Origin of the sequence: Neisseria musculi, assembly GCF_014297595.2 — a bacterium.
Lineage (GTDB): Bacteria > Pseudomonadota > Gammaproteobacteria > Burkholderiales > Neisseriaceae > Neisseria > Neisseria musculi.
On sequence record NZ_CP060414.2, the window covers coordinates 945536 to 961508 of the forward strand.

The following is a 15973-nucleotide window of genomic DNA, read 5'->3' on the forward strand; positions in this document are numbered from 1 at the left end:
CAGAAACGCCTGCTTTTTTTATTCTTGATTGATTTAAACAAAAATCGGGGCGCGTATTTTATCAAACTCTGCCAATATTTTGTTAAATACCGGCATTTTTTTTGCCGAGCGTTAAATGGGGCAGCGCCAGATATTCTTCCGACTGCATTTCCACCATACGGCTGACAGTGCGCACGAATTCATGGGCGAAGTCGCCTTCCACATAGATCTCTTCGGCGGGAACTTCGCTGGTAGCGCAAAATTTAACGCGGAAGTCGTATAACACGTCTATCAGCCAAGTGAGGCGGCGTGCCTCTGCTTTTTCGGCTTCGCTCAGCTTTTCGATGCCCGACACAAACACCATTTCGTAGCGTTCGGCCAAATAAAGATAATCGGCCTGCGAGCGGGGCCTGAAACACAGGGCACGGAAGTCGAACCAGATGGCTTTGCCGTCTTGCGCGTTACACATCAGTTCGCGCCCGTTTATGGTAATCGGGCGGGGATTTTTGGTTTTTCCGTGCGCCACCTGGGCAAACAACGAGGCCAGCCTGCCTTCGTTTTCTCCGTTGTCGGGCACATAAAACACCTCGGCGGGTTTTAAAGTGCGCAGGCGGTAGTCTTCGCCGCCGTCCACATTGAGAACCGTGAGTTTGCTTTCAATCAGCTCAATAGTGGGCAGAAAGCTGCTACGGTTTTGCCCTTGCGGATAAAGTTCGGAAGGTGCGTAGTTGGAGGTTGCCACCAACACCACGCCGCCTTCAAACAGACTTTCCAGCAAACGCCCCAAAATCATGGCATCGGCAATATCGCTGACGTGAAATTCATCGAAACACAACACACGGGTTTCTCCGGCAATTTCCGCAGCCACAGCTTTGAGCGGGTTCGTTTCGCTTTTCAAGGCTTTCATACGCCGGTGCACTTCGGCCATAAAGGCGTGGAAGTGTACGCGGCGTTTGCGGCGGTAAGGCAGGCAGCCGTAAAACACATCCATCAGAAAGCTCTTACCGCGCCCCACTCCGCCATAAAAATACAGCCCCTTGGGCAGTTGCGGCGAGCGCAGGCTGCGGCCCAAAAAACGGTTGCGTTTGCGTTTGAACATCATTAATTCGGTCCACAACCGGTCGAGATATTCGATGGCTTTGGCTTGGGCTGCATTACGGATAAACGCGGGCTGCTCCGAGGCGGCCTGATACCAGGTGAGCGGGCTGTGGTTGCCGAAGTCGGGCGGAACAAAGCGGTTTTCGTTATTGTTCATCTAGATAACATTTATATCGATCAATATTAACTCATTATAAAGGATTTCAGACGGCCTCCAAATGTTTCTTAAAACAGAGGCCGTCTGAAAACGGTTGTGGCCGGCAATCATGCTGCGTTTAGTGTGCCTGATGGCCGATTTGGAATGTGAGCGTAGTATAGCTTGCCTGTTTCCCGCAGATTTTCGGATCAGGAAAATCAATTTTATGCTCAACACTGGCTTTCCAGAAACCTTGGCGCAGCGGGATGATATCTACACTGCCGTCATCGCCGGTTTTATCGTAAAACGCCTGTGCTTCCACTTTATGGTTGCTGCGGCTACCGGTGTCAAAGCCGTCAAACGTGGCGGTAACAGCAGCACCCGGCAGCGGTTCGCCGTTAAACAGCACCCGCACCTTAAAGCGCCCGCCCACATGCACATTGGCGGGGTTGTCCAGCGGCACAATCTCCAAACCCTGTCCCACCGGGCGGGTGATGATTTTAGTATCGGCGCTTTCATGGCCGACATTGACAATATTTTTGCCATACATACGCGTTTGTTCGCAATAATCGGCATCAGACATTTCTCTGATACTGGCCTGCTTCCAACCGGCTTTATTTTTCGACCAAAAAGTAGGCCGGTATTCGGCGGTAACCAAATAGCTGCCCTCTTTCACGGGCTTTTTGCTTTGGTATTGATAGTTATACTGCCCTTTCTGCACCAAATCTTCTTTTCCTTTCTCGGTGATAAGCTGCATAGGTTTGCTGAAAATGTGCAGGCGCTCTTGAGCAATCAGCTCCATATCGGGGAACTCACCGTATCCCAATTCGGCCTTCAGGATTTCGCCGCCGTGCGTATGCGCAGTTTCCACCCACACGCGGTGGGCTTGGGCGGCAGTTGAGCAAAACAACGCCATCAAGGCAAATAAGGCTGTTTTTTTCATAGTTTTCTCGCTTGGTTGAAAATATAGACAGGAAAGATTTTGTTATAGTATAACATATAAAAAACAAACCAAGGCCGTCTGAAACGTTTCAGACGGCCTTTCGGTTTGAGTGCTTACGGCTGCTCAGATTATTGGTTGTTCGGACGGCCTTCCAGCGCGCTGTGTGCAGGCAGCTCGGGCACGGTGCGGGCAGACTCGGGCACCGATCCGGACAGGGTGTTCAAAAACGCCACAATGGCATCAACATCTTCTTTTGGAAGTTGTTTACCCAGTTGTGCTTCGCCCATGATGCTGACTGCTTTATCCAACTCCCACACGCTGCCATCGTGGAAATAAGGATAGGTGCGGGCAACATTGCGCAGGCCGGGAACGCGGAACACGAATTTGTCGTTTTCTGACTTGGTTACTTCAAAGCGGCCTTCATCTTGGTTTTTGCTGCCGGTAAACTGCCAATACGGGCTCTTAACCAGGCCGAATTTCTGGAACGAATCGCCGCCCAGCGACACACCTTTATGGCAGGCGATACAGCCGTTATTGATAAACGAACGCACACCCTTGCGCTCGGTTTCGTTAAGTGCGTTGATATTGCCTTTGAGATAATCGTCCCATTTGGTAGGCGTAAGCAGCGTACGCTCGAAAGCGGCAATGGCTTCTGTGATGTTTTTAAACGTTACCGCGCCGTCTGTTTGCGCATAAACTTCTTTAAACATATCGCGGTATTCGGGAATTGCGGCAATTTTTTTCTCGACCGATGCTTCATCGGTATTGGCCATTTCCACCGGATTGAGCAGCGGGCCGCCGGCCTGCTCTTCCACTGTGGCGGCACGCCCGTCCCAAAACTGGCTGCCCAGCAGCGCGGCATTCAAAGCCGTGGGAGAATTGCGCGCACCAAACGTACCTTTGTGGCCGGGGCTAGTTGGCAGATTGTCCACACCTGCCGTGGCCAGGTTATGGCAAGAGTTACAGCTTACCGTGTTGCCGCGCGACAGACGCGGTTCATACCAAAGCTGGCGGCCAAGCTTCACCTGCTCTGCGGTAAACGGGTGTGCCTTCTGCATTTCCGCCTCATCGGGCAACGGTTGGAACAGCGACTGCGCCTGCTTTAACAGCTCTTGGTCTTCAGGCGAAGCGTTGCTGTTGTCGGGCGCGGCGGCAGCGGAAACTGAGGAAGCCGCAGCCGGAGCAGATTCCGGTGCCGAAGCCTGCCCCTGCTGCCCTTCTCCCTGGCAGGCCGCAAGCGCCAGCAATACAGCCAACGCCAGCCCGCCTTTTTTGAGAACATGTTTCATGGTGATTCCTTTTTTAACAATTATTTTGGTTATGCTTTTTTTTCGCCATAATGGGCTTATGGTTGCAGGCAGTATAAAAGTGTCGTTGCCCATCGGATTTGCGCAACATCAATAATTTAACGCTTCATTGCTTTTAATAATGATGTCGATAAAATTTATAAAGAAATATTTGCGCAAACACATTGCTCTTATCTTAACTTAAAGGCCGTCTGAAACGCTGCTGCCACCCCCGTTGGAAAATCATGGCGGCACCTGCCCGCCTTACTTGCTTTGTTTATATCCGCCACTGCACGCACGGCACCGGTTTCTACAGGGCGGCTATCCCCTCCTTTCATTGCCGGCACCGGCAGCAAGCAGAAAACAGCACCGGCGATACGGCACTGCTTCTGCGGTTCTGCAGCGGTTCTGCGGCGCTCGGACGGCTTGCGGCATCATTCCCTTTAAACTGATGTGCGGCACTGCCGTTACAGAAATGAAAGAGAGTTTTGCCAAACCGGGCAACCGATGGCATTCTGCCGGACACAAAACAACCAAAGATAGTGTGTGAAAGTGTCAATGCCGTTGATGTATTCTTTCGGCAACAATCAAGCCGTGCCCTGCTTTTGCGGGGCATTTGCCTGTTTGGCATTGTTAATTTATGTTGTTAATCCGCAACGGGTTTTGTCGTATTCTGTTTGGTTTTTCAAAATGTAGAAAGCGATGGTTACCAGCTTTCGCATAATTGCAACAATAGATGAGTTTCGGCGGTTTTTTCCCGGCTTTCAGACGGCCGATAAAGGCGGGAAAGGCGTTCATGCGGTAGGCGGCCAATGCGGGCATGTATAGGGCTGCCCTTAAGTCGGACTTGCCTACCTTTGAAATCCGTTCTTTGCCGTTTACGCTTGTTCCCGGCTGATGCCGTTTTGGACCCAAACCGAAATAGGCGGCCAGTTGGGCAGCGGTATCAAAGCGTGATGTTATGGTCGAGAGCAAAACGGCGGCGGTGTTTTCGCCTATGCCTGTGATGGTTTTCAGGCGTTGGCGGTTTTTGTCGTAATCGGGATTGGCTTTGTAAAAGCTCTGCAAGTCTTTTTTAAGCGTCTGCAAATAGCGGCTCAAGTAGTCTATCGTTGCCTTTATGTGCCGTTTCAAGTAATCGGGGGCTGTTTGATACTTGGTCAGTTCTGCCGCCCGTTGTTTTTTGATGCGAGCTATATAGCGGGTCAGTTCCTGAAGCTGTTTTTGTTCGGACGGCTGCGGCTGCCATGTTTCGGGGTTCATGGCCTTGCAGTAGCGGGCGATGAGTTTTGCGTCTTGTTTGTCGGTTTTGCTTCTTTGCAATACGGCGTTTGCGAAGCCTTTTATTTTTCTTGGGTTGTCCACGCTCATTTTGTAATGGCTGTTGAGATATTCGGCCGGCGGTCTATAGCAGGTTCCCGTTGCTTCGCAGCAGCAGTGCAGGCTTGGGTTGGCGTTATGGCCGTTTAGCATGCTTTCAGCTCGGCTTAACCTGTGGGGCTGTTTCCGAATCGGTGTTCGTAAAAAAAGCCGTCTGAAATCAGACGGCAGTCTATGGTTACTTTGCTCACGTCTATTCCCAAGTACATGGTGTTTTACCTTATCAATGCGGGCTTTGCGCCTTAGATAGTGTTCAAGCTTGATGATTGGGGTAAGCCCCCGCTTCAATCTTTGGGACATGTTTTGAACATCGGCCGTACTTGCGAAGTCGGGGCTTTGCGGTGCGGGCAGCTAATCCGGGCCGCAGGGAAATTTTAATCGGGTTTGTTTCATCTGCCAAACGTTAGCGGAACTAACCCGTTGCGCTGGTTTTTTTTATCTTATCTTGCGCCGCATCGGCCGTGGGTTTGATGCGATTTGAAAAGGGTATAAAAAATCCTGCAAGGGGTATTCATACAGCTTCACTAGACATTTTTCCCCGCCCGAACCGAAACCACCTAGAGGCGCGGGGGCAGAGCAGAGAAACAAGCAGAGAGGAAGATATTAATAATGTTTGTGATCAAGCAAACGGCCACGCGATTTAAACAACTGAAACGGAAAGGAAACGTTATGATTTGATTTTGAATGATTGACAATTTGAACCAAGCAGGGCGGGGAATAGCAAAAATCCCCGTTGGCGCGGGGATTTTGGCATTGCCCGTCATCGTTTAACAACTTTGAAAGGCTTAAAATGCAGTTTAAAATACTCTTCGCTAAGGGAAAACTGCTTTTAACGGTCAATATTGACACGCGGTTTATTTTAGCGGTGTTGATGCTGATTAGTCAATAGCGAGACCCGCCAAACAAAGGCCGTCTGAATCGTTTTCAGACGGCCTTTTTGCGGTTTCACGGCCTGAACTGTTCTCCTGCTTCGACATAGCCGTCATACATCAGGTTTGGCAGGCTTTTTCCGCCCATTACCGGCACTTCTCCGCCTGATGCAGGGCTACCCCCTTGCGCGGTTTCAGACGGCGTGTATGGGGCGTTTGCGGTGTCTTTGTAGGGATTGAACGGCAGGCCGTTTTTAACGTAGTCTTTGCACATTTCGGTGCTTACTTCTTTCAGCGGCGTAGCCTGATCCGAATAACAGGTACAGCCGCTATCACCACCCGAAATACAGGCGGCCACGCGCTCAAAGGTTTTTACCTGCCGCACACTATCATAAAGGGGCTTGCTTTCGGGCTTTTCGGCCAGCGTAGGCACATATAAATCAGGTGTGAGGCTTCGGCCTTGCGCCGATGTGGAATATTCGGCAGACGGGGGCGGTGATGCGAGGGATTCAGCAGAAACGGCGGCAGCCTGAATATCTTCGCTTTGTCCTGAATAGCGTTTGCCCATCTTGATTACAGTATAGGCGGTGAAACCGATCAGCAGCGGCAGAAAGATTATAAGAAACACTAGGCTTTTGGGAATGCGCCGTTTAGGCTTGGTGTGTACTTCCGCCGATTTGTACCGGCCGAATGCTTTTTTTGGCAGCACAAAACTTCTTTCGATGGCGCGGGCAATATTGGTTGCATTATCGGGCTGATCAACGCATTCGTTCCATTCATAAAGTTTTCGGCCAACGGGTTTGATGCTGATATGCATATGTCGCTGAACCAGTTTACGCACGAACGAATCAAGAAAGCTGGGATGTTACGTTATCAGCACGATATCAAGGCCGTGATGACGGTGAAGCGCCAGCTTTTCGATGAACTCAGGAACTTTTGAAGCAGCCGAGCGGGTTCCCATTAATCTTTGCGCTTCGTCTATGATAACGAGCGGGCCGTAGGGCAGAAAGTCTTGTAATCCTTGCTCTTTGATTTGGCCGTCTGAAAGCTCCTGATGTTCTATGGCCAATTCGGGAATACCGTTGATAAAAAGCGGGCGTTTTTTTCTTTTGACCGTCTTTGTCGGTAAAGTGGGTATAGGATTCATCGGACAGCAACATATTCACGATTGATGCGGTTTTGCCCGAACCGGGAACGCCTGTTTGCAGAATAATCATTTACCATTCCCGCCACTAGGCATGAAGGAAAGTTTGTTTATGCCTGCCATTGTGATATTGAACACATAAGCCCAAAAAATGATACCGAGTGCATGACCGAAACCTGCCATGATGACAAGCCGGAATACGGCGGAGGGCATGTTTTCAAAATGGGTAACGATGTATTCTTTCAGCCAGTTCAATCCGACCATATAGCCGCCGTAGGTTACGAAAGTTAAGCCGAGCGCGGGAATAAGGAATGCAGGCATTGTTTAATCCTTTTTGAGACCTGAAAACATGATATAAGCCGCCGATATTGAAGCGAGACCTATTACAAGAAAACATATCATTTCGGCAAAACGGCACAGCCCGGCATCAGGGCAAAAATCACAGCGATGATGCCCAAAACGATACCGCCAACCTGCAAGGCATCTGAACGGGCAGTAGAGAGAGCCGTAGTAATGGCTTCGGGAACTTCGGCCATTGCCAAAGCGGGCAAAACACCCATTGGCACGGCAACGGCAGTTTTTGCGCCATATTTACGGGCAATATTCATTGCTTTCATGATATTTCCTTTAAGTGAGTTAAAAAAGTGTGCGCGGGCTTTTAAAGGCAGTCAGACCGCCCGCCGAGCCTGAATCTTTTACATTTCAGTCATAAAACCAAAGACGATAAAGTTGTCGCCTATCTCTTCTAATGCGGTTTCCACGGCTTCGTTTCTGTCGAAGAAAAAGCCCGCTTGGTTGATAAACGGCGTATGACCCACATCACCCGTATCAGACGGGTATAGGAAATCCCCTGTTTCCCGAGACTGCACTACATAAACGCGGGTTATCGTCATGGTTTAACCTTTGCTTTGTGTTCTTGGCCGAAAACCGATGATTTTCAGTTTTTGGCTTTTGCCGTTGGTTACCAGCTCAACGTTTAAATCGGCTTCAAAGGGAAATGATGCGCCTTTGAACTGTTCAAAGTTAATAGAGCCGCCGTAGTCGTATTCCGATGCCGAGCTGCCTAAAGCGTTGCCCTGACTCGCATCAAGCGGAGTGGAGACGATAACGCGGCAGTAATCAAAGGTTTTGCCGTCTATTTGGCCGTTGAAGCGCTTTACACCCATAATTTGACCTTGAATCTGCATCTGCATGATGGTTTTCCTTTCATAAATACACTGCACTTTCAGGCGGCAGCGTTCTGCCTTTTAAAACTTGCCGGAATATTGGTGATACGCCCAAGCCAAATAATCTTCTTCGTGCTTGTCTGAAATCAGCTTGGTCATTTTGCGTTTCTGTTCCAATGCCATTTCAACCAGCATTTGGGCGGATTCACCCGGTTTCAGACGGCCTTCATCTTCATGAACGGCGGGTGCGTGATTGAATTTGGCCGCGTAGTTTTCCATACTCAAACGCTTGGGCAATAAATCGTGTTCGGGTTCGAACATAGCCAGTATTTCGGCAGGCTGTTTGTTCGGAAACATGGATTTGGCGGCATTGATAGCGCGCCCGACTTGGTTTCGGGCGACTTCAATACAGCGTTCGAAAGTCAGATCGAGTACCTTTTTAACGGTTTCAATCCGTTGGGCTTTCTCTTGAAACTGTGAACAAATGGGATAGGCCCCGCCGAAGTATTCGCCCGGCACGGTCAGCACTTCAAAGGGAATAACAATATCTTTGGCTTTGAATTCGATTTCAAAACGCACCCACGGGCTTTGTTTGTCGCCCAACTGTTTGCCTTTTTCATACACGCGAACGTATTTGGACGATTCGCGCGAGCCGACATAGTAGGTTTTGCCCTTGCCGTTGTTGGATTCCCAATCGGTACCGACCGATTCGCCATCGGGCATCATGCGGTGATTGGTGAACTTGCCCGCCAGCCGGTCGGCTTTGGCCTGTTCGGGCGTGTATTCGCCGTTGAAAAAGTCTTTGGCAATATCGATGCGGGTAATCTTCGGGCGAACGGCTTGGGTGATGAACCGGTAAAGGCGGGATTCCCAGCCGTCTGAAGCGGCATTGCAGCCGGTGGCGGTAAGCTCTATCAGCATGGTGTTGTTTTGGCCGCCGAAGTGGACGCGCCCGTATTGGGCGTTATCGGTTCCCATCAGCCAGCAGGAATCATAGAAACGCCCACCCGTATGTTTGGCTTTTTCGGTAATGCCGAAGCCGAAAATATCGTTTAACGCCATTGATGCACGGACAATATATTCATCATCGGAAACGAGCGGATAACCGGCCAGCAGCGACAAAGTATCTTCGTGGATTGAAAAACTGATTTGGTCGATAAAGGCAGAATCTGCCTTACCGCGTCTTAACGGAATTTCCAGCAGACGGCCTTTGGAATCGGTCAGAAAGTGGGTGTATTTTTCAAACGCTTCCTGCTCCGCGCTTACGGCCGCTGCCGTTTCTGCTCCCCCCCCTGTTAGATAAGGGGGGCGCCATACCGGCGCATGAAGCCGCCTTTGGCGCGTCGCAAAGCCGCCGCCACCAAATACGGCTTCACGCGCTTTTTTTGCTTTGTCTTGGCTAATCATTCGGCAGACTCCCTATCCATGATTTGGCGCACGGCCAAACGCCCGTATTCGCAAGCCTGATTGACGGTTTTGACACGGTTCAGAGGATTGCAGATAGGAAAACAGACAGTACGGCTCGGATTGTCGTCTTTAAAAATGCGGACGATGTAGGATTTGGGGAAAAGTTCGGGTTCGGGTGTTACGGTGTAGTAGGCTGATGACATTTCAGACCCCTGAAAAATTCTGTTGTTCCGATTTGTCAAGGGGTATAATGTAAAAATACACCCCTTTTGTTGGGGTGCAATATATAAGGCCGTCTGAAAAAGCTGTTTCAGACGGCTTCGCAAACGCTATATTGCAAAGAAGCAAAACCGACAAACAAGACGCAAAACTCATCGCACGATACTGCAAGGCCATGAATCCCGAAGCATGGCAGCCGCAGCCGTCCGAACAAAGACACCTGCAGGAACTGACACGCTACCTATCGAGACTGAAGCGTTTGCGCGCCGCCGAACAAAACAAACGTCAAACCGCCCCCGGTTACCTGAAAGGCCATATACAGCAAACGATTGAGAATCTGACCAGCCAAATACAACAGGTAAAGGCAGATTTGCAGGCGTTCTATTCATCAAACCCGCGATACAGCGAAAACCGCCAACGCCTGAAAACCATAACGGGCATAGGCGAAAACACCGCCGCCGTTTTGCTCTCGACCATAACATCACGCTTTGATACCGCTGCCCAACTGGCCGCCTATTTCGGTTTGGGTCCAAAACGGCATCAGCCGGGAACAAGCGTAAACGGCAAAGAACGGATTTCAAAGGTAGGCAAGTCCGACTTAAGGGCAGCCCTATACATGCCCGCATCGGCCGCCTACCGCATGAACGCCTTTCCCGCCTTTATCGGCCGTCTGAAAGCCGGGAAAAAACCGCCGAAACTCATCATTGTTGCAATTATGCGAAAGCTCTTGACTATCGCTTTCCACATTTTGAAAAACCAAACGGAATACGACAAAACCCGTTACGGATTAACAGCATAAATTAACAATACCAAACAGAAAAATGCCCTACAAAAGCAGGGCACGGCTTGGTTGTTGCCGAAAGAATACATCAACGGCATTGACACTAAATACACTATCTTTGGTTGTTTGATGGTGAAAAAATTTCCCATCAAACAACGCTGCATCACGCTTTATTTAATTTACGCTTCGCCCTCGGATGCGCGCCATCGTAAACTTTGGCCAAATGATCGAAATCGAGTTTGGTGTAGATTTGCGTGGTCGATAAGCGGCTGTGGCCGAGCAGTTCCTGTACTGCGCGGATATCCTGTGCCGACTGCAGCAGATGGCTGGCGAAACTGTGGCGCAACATATGCGGCGAAATATGCTGCGGGCTGCCGTGGCGCAACGCCCAATCGCGCAGGCGGTTTTGAATCTGGCGTATGCTCAGGCGGCGGCCTGTTCTGCCGGTAAACAGCGCGGTTTCGCCGCCTGCTGCCGCCCGCTGCGGCAGATATGCCCGAACGGCTTCGATACTTTTACTGCCCAAAGGCACGCGGCGCTGTTTGCCGCCCTTCCCGGTTACCCCCACCCAGCCCTCTTCCAGCAGAATATCCTGCATATCCAATCCGTGCACCTCGGCCACGCGCAGGCCGCTACCATACATCAGCTCGAACAAAGCATGATCGCGCACGCTTAACAGCCCCTCGCCGCAACCGTTGTCGAGCAGGGTGTTGAGCGTTTCCTGCTCGACCGCCTTAGGCAGACGCTCCGGCTGCCGGGGGGCTTTCAAACCTTCTGTGGGGTCTGCCGCCAGCAAACCCTGCTGCTCCAACCAGCCGCAATACTGCCGCCAAACCGACAGTTTGCGCGCTATGCTGCGCTGGTGTGCGCCCAGTTGCGACAGTTTTTTCAAAGCCGCAACAAAATAGCGGCGGTGCAGGGTTTCACCGCCTGCATCGGGCGGCAGCAGTTTTTGAAGCTGTATCAGGTCGCGGCGGTAGGCAGCCACGGTGTGCGGCGACTTCCCCTGCTGCGCCAGCGTATTTAAATAAAGATTGCAATGATTGGCAAACTGTTCGGGAAACATGGTATCGAAGGCCGTCTGAAAAGATAAAATATTTCAATCAAAATTTTGATTTTTATAGAAAAATAAATTTTTCCAATGAAAACCGTGGTAACAAGTGTATGATTTAGGTAAAATCAAAATGCTTTCCTGTTTACATTTTAACAGAAAGCAGCCTTTACCAAACCGCCGGATTTCCCGATACAGCGCGGCAAACGGGGCGGAAATACACGGCATACGGCGGTTTTGCCGCAGCTCGGAATCAATAAAGGTGCCGACAACGGCGGCTTTGGCAGTTGTGTTTTATCGGGCGGTTGCAGGTTGGTTTTCAGACGGCCTCCCAATCCCTTTCTGCCCGGTAATGAGCCGTTCACGCATTTTCCATGCAGGGCGCAAGCTGCAGCCGGCAGCAGTTGCCAAAACCGGTTTGGCTGCCGTTTTAGGAGCCTGCATAATGGTGCTCTTTTAAGCTAAGGCGCAGCAACACCGCAGCGGGGCAGGCGGATTCACCATACCGGCCCGTGTTTCATCAATCTGATACAACGTTGGTGCGAAACCATGATTAGAATTAAAAAAGGGCTGGATCTGCCGATTGCAGGCCGGCCGGAACAAACCATCTACCCGGGCGCCGCCGTCAGCGAAGTGGCCGTACTCGGCGAAGAATATGTGGGTATGCGCCCTTCTATGAAGGTTCAGGAAGGCGACAAAGTTAAGAAAGGCCAAGTGCTGTTTGAGGATAAGAAAAACCCGGGCGTGGTGTTTACCGCTCCGGCCCCAGGCACAGTTGCCGCCATCCACCGCGGCAAAAAACGGGTATTGCAATCGGTGGTGATTGCCGTGGAGGGCGATGAGCAGGTTTCATTCGACCACTATTCCCCCGAAGCCCTCGAGCGTTTGAGCGGTGAAGAAATCCGCCGCAACCTGCTTGCCTCAGGCTTATGGACGGCATTGCGCACCCGCCCTTTCAGCAAAGTGCCTGCCGCCGATGCCGAGCCTGCCGCTATTTTCGTCAATGCGATGGACACCAACCCGCTCTGTGCCGACCCGCAAATCGTGATTCGGGAACGCGCCGATGATTTCACCCGCGGCTTATTGGTTCTGAGCCGCCTCACCGCCAATAAAATCCATGTCTGCAAAGCCGCCGGCGCCGATATTCCGGTTTCAGACGGCCGCAATATCGCCGTTCACGAATTCGGCGGCCCGCATCCGGCCGGCTTGCCGGGCACCCATATCCACTTTATCGAACCGGTTGGTGCCGGCAAAACAGTGTGGACGGTAAACTATCAAGACGTTATCGCCATCGGCCATCTGTTTGCCACCGGCGAATTAGACGTTTCGCGCGTGGTGTCGCTGGCCGGCCCGCAAGTCAAACAGCCGCGCCTGTTGCGCACCGTTTTGGGCGCGAAAATCTCCGACCTGACGGCGGGCGAATTGAAAGACGGCGAAAACCGCGTGATCTCCGGCTCGGTGCTCAGCGGCGCTGCCGCCGTCGGAGCGCACGATTATCTGGGCCGCTACCACAACCAGATTTCGGTGATTGCCGAAGGCCGTGTCAAAGAGCTGTTCGGCTGGGTGGTGCCCAGTGCCGGCAAATACACGGTTACCCGCACCACTCTCGGCCATTTCTTAAAAAACAAGCTGTTTGATTTCACATCGGCCGTCAATGGCGGCAAACGTGCGATGGTGCCCATCGGCACCTACGAGCGCGTGATGCCGCTGGATATCCTGCCTACCCTGCTGCTGCGCGATTTGATTGTCGGCGATACCGACAGCGCACAGGCTTTGGGTTGTTTGGAGCTGGACGAGGAAGATTTGGCACTGTGCAGTTTCGTCTGCCCGGGCAAATACGAATACGGCACGCTGCTGCGCAATGTGCTGGATAAGATTGAGAAAGAAGGCTGAATATGGGATTGAAACATTTTTTTGAAAAAATCGAACCCGATTTCCTGCCGGGCGGCAAACTCGAAAAATGGTATCCGCTCTATGAGGCAGTGGCCACCCTGTTATACACGCCCGGCACGGTAACGCGCAAATCCTCGCATATCCGCGATGCACTCGATTCAAAGCGCATGATGATTATGGTGTGGATTGCACTGTTTCCGGCCATGTTCTACGGCATGTATAACGTTGGTGCGCAATCGGTTGCCGCCGTCAACCATATGGGGCTGCTGGAACAAAACATCGCCGCCGACTGGCATTATGCGCTGGCGCATTGGCTGGGCATCAATTTGGGTGCCGATGCCGGCATTTTCAGCAAACTCTCGCTGGGTGCGGTATTCTTTCTGCCGATTTATGCGGTGGTGTTCGCCGTGGGCGGTTTTTGGGAGGTCCTGTTTTCCGTTATCCGCAAACACGAAATCAACGAAGGCTTTTTCGTTACCTCAATCCTGTTTGCCCTAATCGTGCCGCCCACCCTGCCGCTGTGGCAGGCTGCGCTGGGCATCACGTTCGGCGTGGTTGTAGCCAAGGAAGTGTTCGGCGGTACGGGTAAAAACTTTATGAATCCCGCGCTGGCCGGCCGCGCCTTTCTGTTTTTCGCCTATCCCGCCCAGATTTCCGGCGATGCCGTTTGGACGGCAGCAGACGGCTTTTCGGGAGCGACCGCGCTTTCCCAATGGGCAGTTGCGGGTTCAGACGGCCTGAAAAACGAAATCACCGGAGAGCCACTTGCCTGGATGGATGCCTTTATCGGCAATCTGCCCGGCTCGATGGGCGAAGTCTCCACATTGGCACTGATTATCGGCGGCCTGATGATTGTGTTTTGCCGTATTGCATCTTGGCGCATCATTGCCGGCGTGATGATCGGCATGGTGGCCACTTCGCTGCTGTTTAATGCCATCGGCTCAGACACCAACCCGATGTTTTCTATGCCGTGGTATTGGCATATGGTATTGGGCGGCTTTGCCATCGGTATGCTGTTTATGGCCACCGACCCGGTTTCCGCTTCGTTTACCAATGCCGGCAAATGGTGGTACGGCGGCCTTATCGGCATGATGTGCGTTTTGATCCGCGTGGTCAACCCCGCCTATCCCGAAGGCATGATGTTGGCTATTCTGTTTGCCAACCTGTTCGCGCCGATTTTGGATTATTTTGTTGCCCAGGCAAATATCAAACGCAGGAGGATCCGCAATGGCCAAGTTTGATAAAGACAGCTTCGGCGGCACGCTGGCGGTGGTGGTTGCCGTCAGCCTGCTGTGTTCGGTTATCGTGGCAGGTGCCGCGGTGGGTTTGAAACCCGCCCAAAACGAGAAAAAGCTGCTCGACAAACAGAGAAATATTTTGGGCGCCGCCGGCCTGCTTTCAGACGGCCTCGATGTGCCTAAAGTGTATGCCGAGCGTGTCGAGCCGCGCATCGTAGATTTGGCTACCGGCGAGTATGTAGAAGGCATGAAAGATTTCGATGCCCGCGCCGCCGCCAAAGATCCGCAGCACAGTATAAAAATCAAGCCCGAAGAAGATTCGGCAGGCATTCAAACCCGCGCCAAATACGCCGAAGTGTATTTGATTAAAGACGATTCCGGCAAAACCGGCCAAATCGTCCTGCCCATGCATGGCAGCGGTTTATGGTCGGTGATGTACGGCTTTGTTGCAGTCCGCCCGGACGGCAACACCATTAACGGCCTCACCTATTACGAGCAGGGCGAAACCGCAGGCTTGGGCGGCGAAATTGCCAATCCGCTGTGGCAAAAGCATTTTGCAGGCAAAAAACTGTATAACGATCAGGGCGGTGTCGCCATCCGCATCGGCAAAGGTGCCTCTTCCGACAAAGAACACGGTGTGGACGGTCTCTCCGGCGCCACCATGACCACCAAAGGCGTGCAGGGTTCGTTTCATTATTGGTTCGGTCAAAACGGCTTCGGCCCCTATCTGGCTAAAATCAAAGCAGGAGAATAATCATGGCTGATACAAAACGTTTGAAAGAACTCATGTTTTCTCCGGTTGTGAAAAACAACCCGATTGCCTTGCAGATTCTCGGCGTATGTTCCGCGCTGGCCGTAACCACCAAGCTGGAAACCGCCGTGGTAATGGCAATTTCAGTAGCGTTGGTAACCGGTTTTTCGAGCTTTTTCATTTCACTCATCCGCAACTACATTCCCAACAGCGTGCGCATCATCGTTCAGATGGCCATTATCGCTTCGCTGGTTACGCTGGTCGACCAAGTGTTGCAGGCTTTTGCCTATGAATTGTCCAAACAGCTGTCGGTGTTTGTCGGCCTGATTATCACCAACTGCATCGTGATGGGGCGCGCCGAAGCCTTCGCCATGAAAGAGCCGCCGCTCGAAAGCCTGATTGACGGCTTGGGCAACGGCTTCGGCTACGGCGTGATTTTGGTGATTGTGGCCGTTATCCGCGAGCTGGTAGGTTCGGGCAAGCTGTTCGGCACCACCATCATGCAAACCGTTCAAGACGGCGGCTGGTATCAGGCCAACGGCCTGTTTCTGCTTGCACCCAGCGCATTCTTTATCATCGCCTTCATTATCTGGGGTCTGCGCACTTGGAAACCCGAACAGGCGGAGGAATAA

Annotated in this window: 18 protein-coding genes and 1 pseudogene; 5 read left to right on the plus strand and 14 right to left on the minus strand. The window is 51.8% G+C overall.

Annotation, left to right across the window (positions count from 1 at the left end; translation table 11 throughout):
- Positions 1–82: 82 nt before the first annotated feature.
- The 13 genes and pseudogenes from zapE to H7A79_RS04855 all read right to left on the minus strand — a co-directional run bounded on the left by zapE (position 83) and on the right by H7A79_RS04855 (position 9611).
- Entirely contained in the window at positions 83–1234 is a 1152-nt protein-coding gene (gene zapE, locus H7A79_RS04795) for a cell division protein ZapE (RefSeq protein WP_187001222.1), read from the minus strand.
- 118 nt (positions 1235–1352) lie between these two features.
- Positions 1353–2156, minus strand: a complete 804-nt coding sequence (locus tag H7A79_RS04800; protein ID WP_187001223.1) for a DUF4198 domain-containing protein — start codon at positions 2154–2156, stop codon at positions 1353–1355.
- 128 nt (positions 2157–2284) lie between these two features.
- Positions 2285–3445 carry a cytochrome-c peroxidase gene (locus H7A79_RS04805; RefSeq protein WP_187001224.1) on the minus strand — a complete coding sequence of 387 codons (1161 nt, stop codon included), beginning with the start codon at positions 3443–3445 and terminating at the stop codon, positions 2285–2287.
- Between the two features lie 635 nt (positions 3446–4080).
- Positions 4081–5031 (minus strand): annotated as a pseudogene (locus H7A79_RS04810) (IS110 family RNA-guided transposase).
- A 736-nt stretch (positions 5032–5767) separates the two neighbouring features.
- Positions 5768–6508 (minus strand): hypothetical protein, encoded by a 741-nt coding sequence (locus H7A79_RS04815; RefSeq protein WP_246407985.1) that lies wholly within the window; start codon positions 6506–6508, stop codon positions 5768–5770.
- 48 nt (positions 6509–6556) lie between these two features.
- Positions 6557–6760 carry a zonular occludens toxin domain-containing protein gene (locus H7A79_RS04820; protein WP_246407983.1) on the minus strand — a complete coding sequence of 68 codons (204 nt, stop codon included), beginning with the start codon at positions 6758–6760 and terminating at the stop codon, positions 6557–6559.
- Between the two features lie 144 nt (positions 6761–6904).
- Positions 6905–7156: a DUF2523 family protein gene (locus H7A79_RS04825; protein ID WP_187000624.1), complete on the minus strand. Its 252-nt coding sequence runs from the start codon at positions 7154–7156 to the stop codon at positions 6905–6907.
- A gap of 3 nt (positions 7157–7159) precedes the next feature.
- On the minus strand, positions 7160–7237 hold the full coding sequence (locus H7A79_RS04830) for a hypothetical protein (protein ID WP_353663637.1): 78 nt from the start codon (positions 7235–7237) through the stop codon (positions 7160–7162).
- Positions 7234–7452, minus strand: coding sequence for a major capsid protein (locus H7A79_RS04835; protein ID WP_187000623.1), 219 nt, complete (start codon positions 7450–7452; stop codon positions 7234–7236). The genes H7A79_RS04830 and H7A79_RS04835 overlap by 4 nt, the downstream gene beginning before the upstream one ends.
- A gap of 78 nt (positions 7453–7530) precedes the next feature.
- Entirely contained in the window at positions 7531–7728 is a 198-nt protein-coding gene (locus tag H7A79_RS04840; RefSeq protein ID WP_434968539.1) for a hypothetical protein, read from the minus strand.
- 3 nt (positions 7729–7731) lie between these two features.
- Positions 7732–8028 carry a hypothetical protein gene (locus tag H7A79_RS04845; RefSeq protein ID WP_187000622.1) on the minus strand — a complete coding sequence of 99 codons (297 nt, stop codon included), beginning with the start codon at positions 8026–8028 and terminating at the stop codon, positions 7732–7734.
- 54 nt (positions 8029–8082) lie between these two features.
- Positions 8083–9408 (minus strand): replication initiation factor domain-containing protein, encoded by a 1326-nt coding sequence (locus H7A79_RS04850; protein WP_187000621.1) that lies wholly within the window; start codon positions 9406–9408, stop codon positions 8083–8085.
- A complete protein-coding gene (locus tag H7A79_RS04855) occupies positions 9405–9611 on the minus strand; it encodes a hypothetical protein (RefSeq protein WP_187000808.1) in 207 nt (68 codons plus the stop codon). The genes H7A79_RS04850 and H7A79_RS04855 overlap by 4 nt, the downstream gene beginning before the upstream one ends.
- Positions 9612–9742: 131 nt before the next feature.
- Between H7A79_RS04855 and H7A79_RS04860 the strand changes: the two genes are divergently transcribed.
- Entirely contained in the window at positions 9743–10426 is a 684-nt protein-coding gene (locus tag H7A79_RS04860; protein WP_187001225.1) for a transposase, read from the plus strand.
- A gap of 145 nt (positions 10427–10571) precedes the next feature.
- On the opposite strand, the gene H7A79_RS04865 is transcribed toward H7A79_RS04860, so the two are convergent.
- Positions 10572–11474 (minus strand): tyrosine-type recombinase/integrase, encoded by a 903-nt coding sequence (locus tag H7A79_RS04865; protein WP_135033943.1) that lies wholly within the window; start codon positions 11472–11474, stop codon positions 10572–10574.
- A 534-nt stretch (positions 11475–12008) separates the two neighbouring features.
- Here H7A79_RS04865 and H7A79_RS04870 point away from each other — a divergent pair.
- From H7A79_RS04870 to H7A79_RS04885, 4 genes are read left to right on the plus strand one after another with little or no spacing between them, the layout of a single operon-like run.
- A complete protein-coding gene (locus H7A79_RS04870; RefSeq protein WP_187001226.1) occupies positions 12009–13352 on the plus strand; it encodes a Na(+)-translocating NADH-quinone reductase subunit A in 1344 nt (447 codons plus the stop codon).
- 2 nt (positions 13353–13354) lie between these two features.
- Positions 13355–14593 (plus strand): NADH:ubiquinone reductase (Na(+)-transporting) subunit B, encoded by a 1239-nt coding sequence (locus H7A79_RS04875; RefSeq protein WP_135033941.1) that lies wholly within the window; start codon positions 13355–13357, stop codon positions 14591–14593.
- A complete protein-coding gene (locus H7A79_RS04880) occupies positions 14580–15344 on the plus strand; it encodes a Na(+)-translocating NADH-quinone reductase subunit C (RefSeq protein ID WP_135033940.1) in 765 nt (254 codons plus the stop codon). Before H7A79_RS04875 ends, H7A79_RS04880 begins: the two co-directional genes overlap by 14 nt.
- Before the next feature lie 2 nt (positions 15345–15346).
- A complete protein-coding gene (locus tag H7A79_RS04885) occupies positions 15347–15973 on the plus strand; it encodes an NADH:ubiquinone reductase (Na(+)-transporting) subunit D (protein WP_135033939.1) in 627 nt (208 codons plus the stop codon).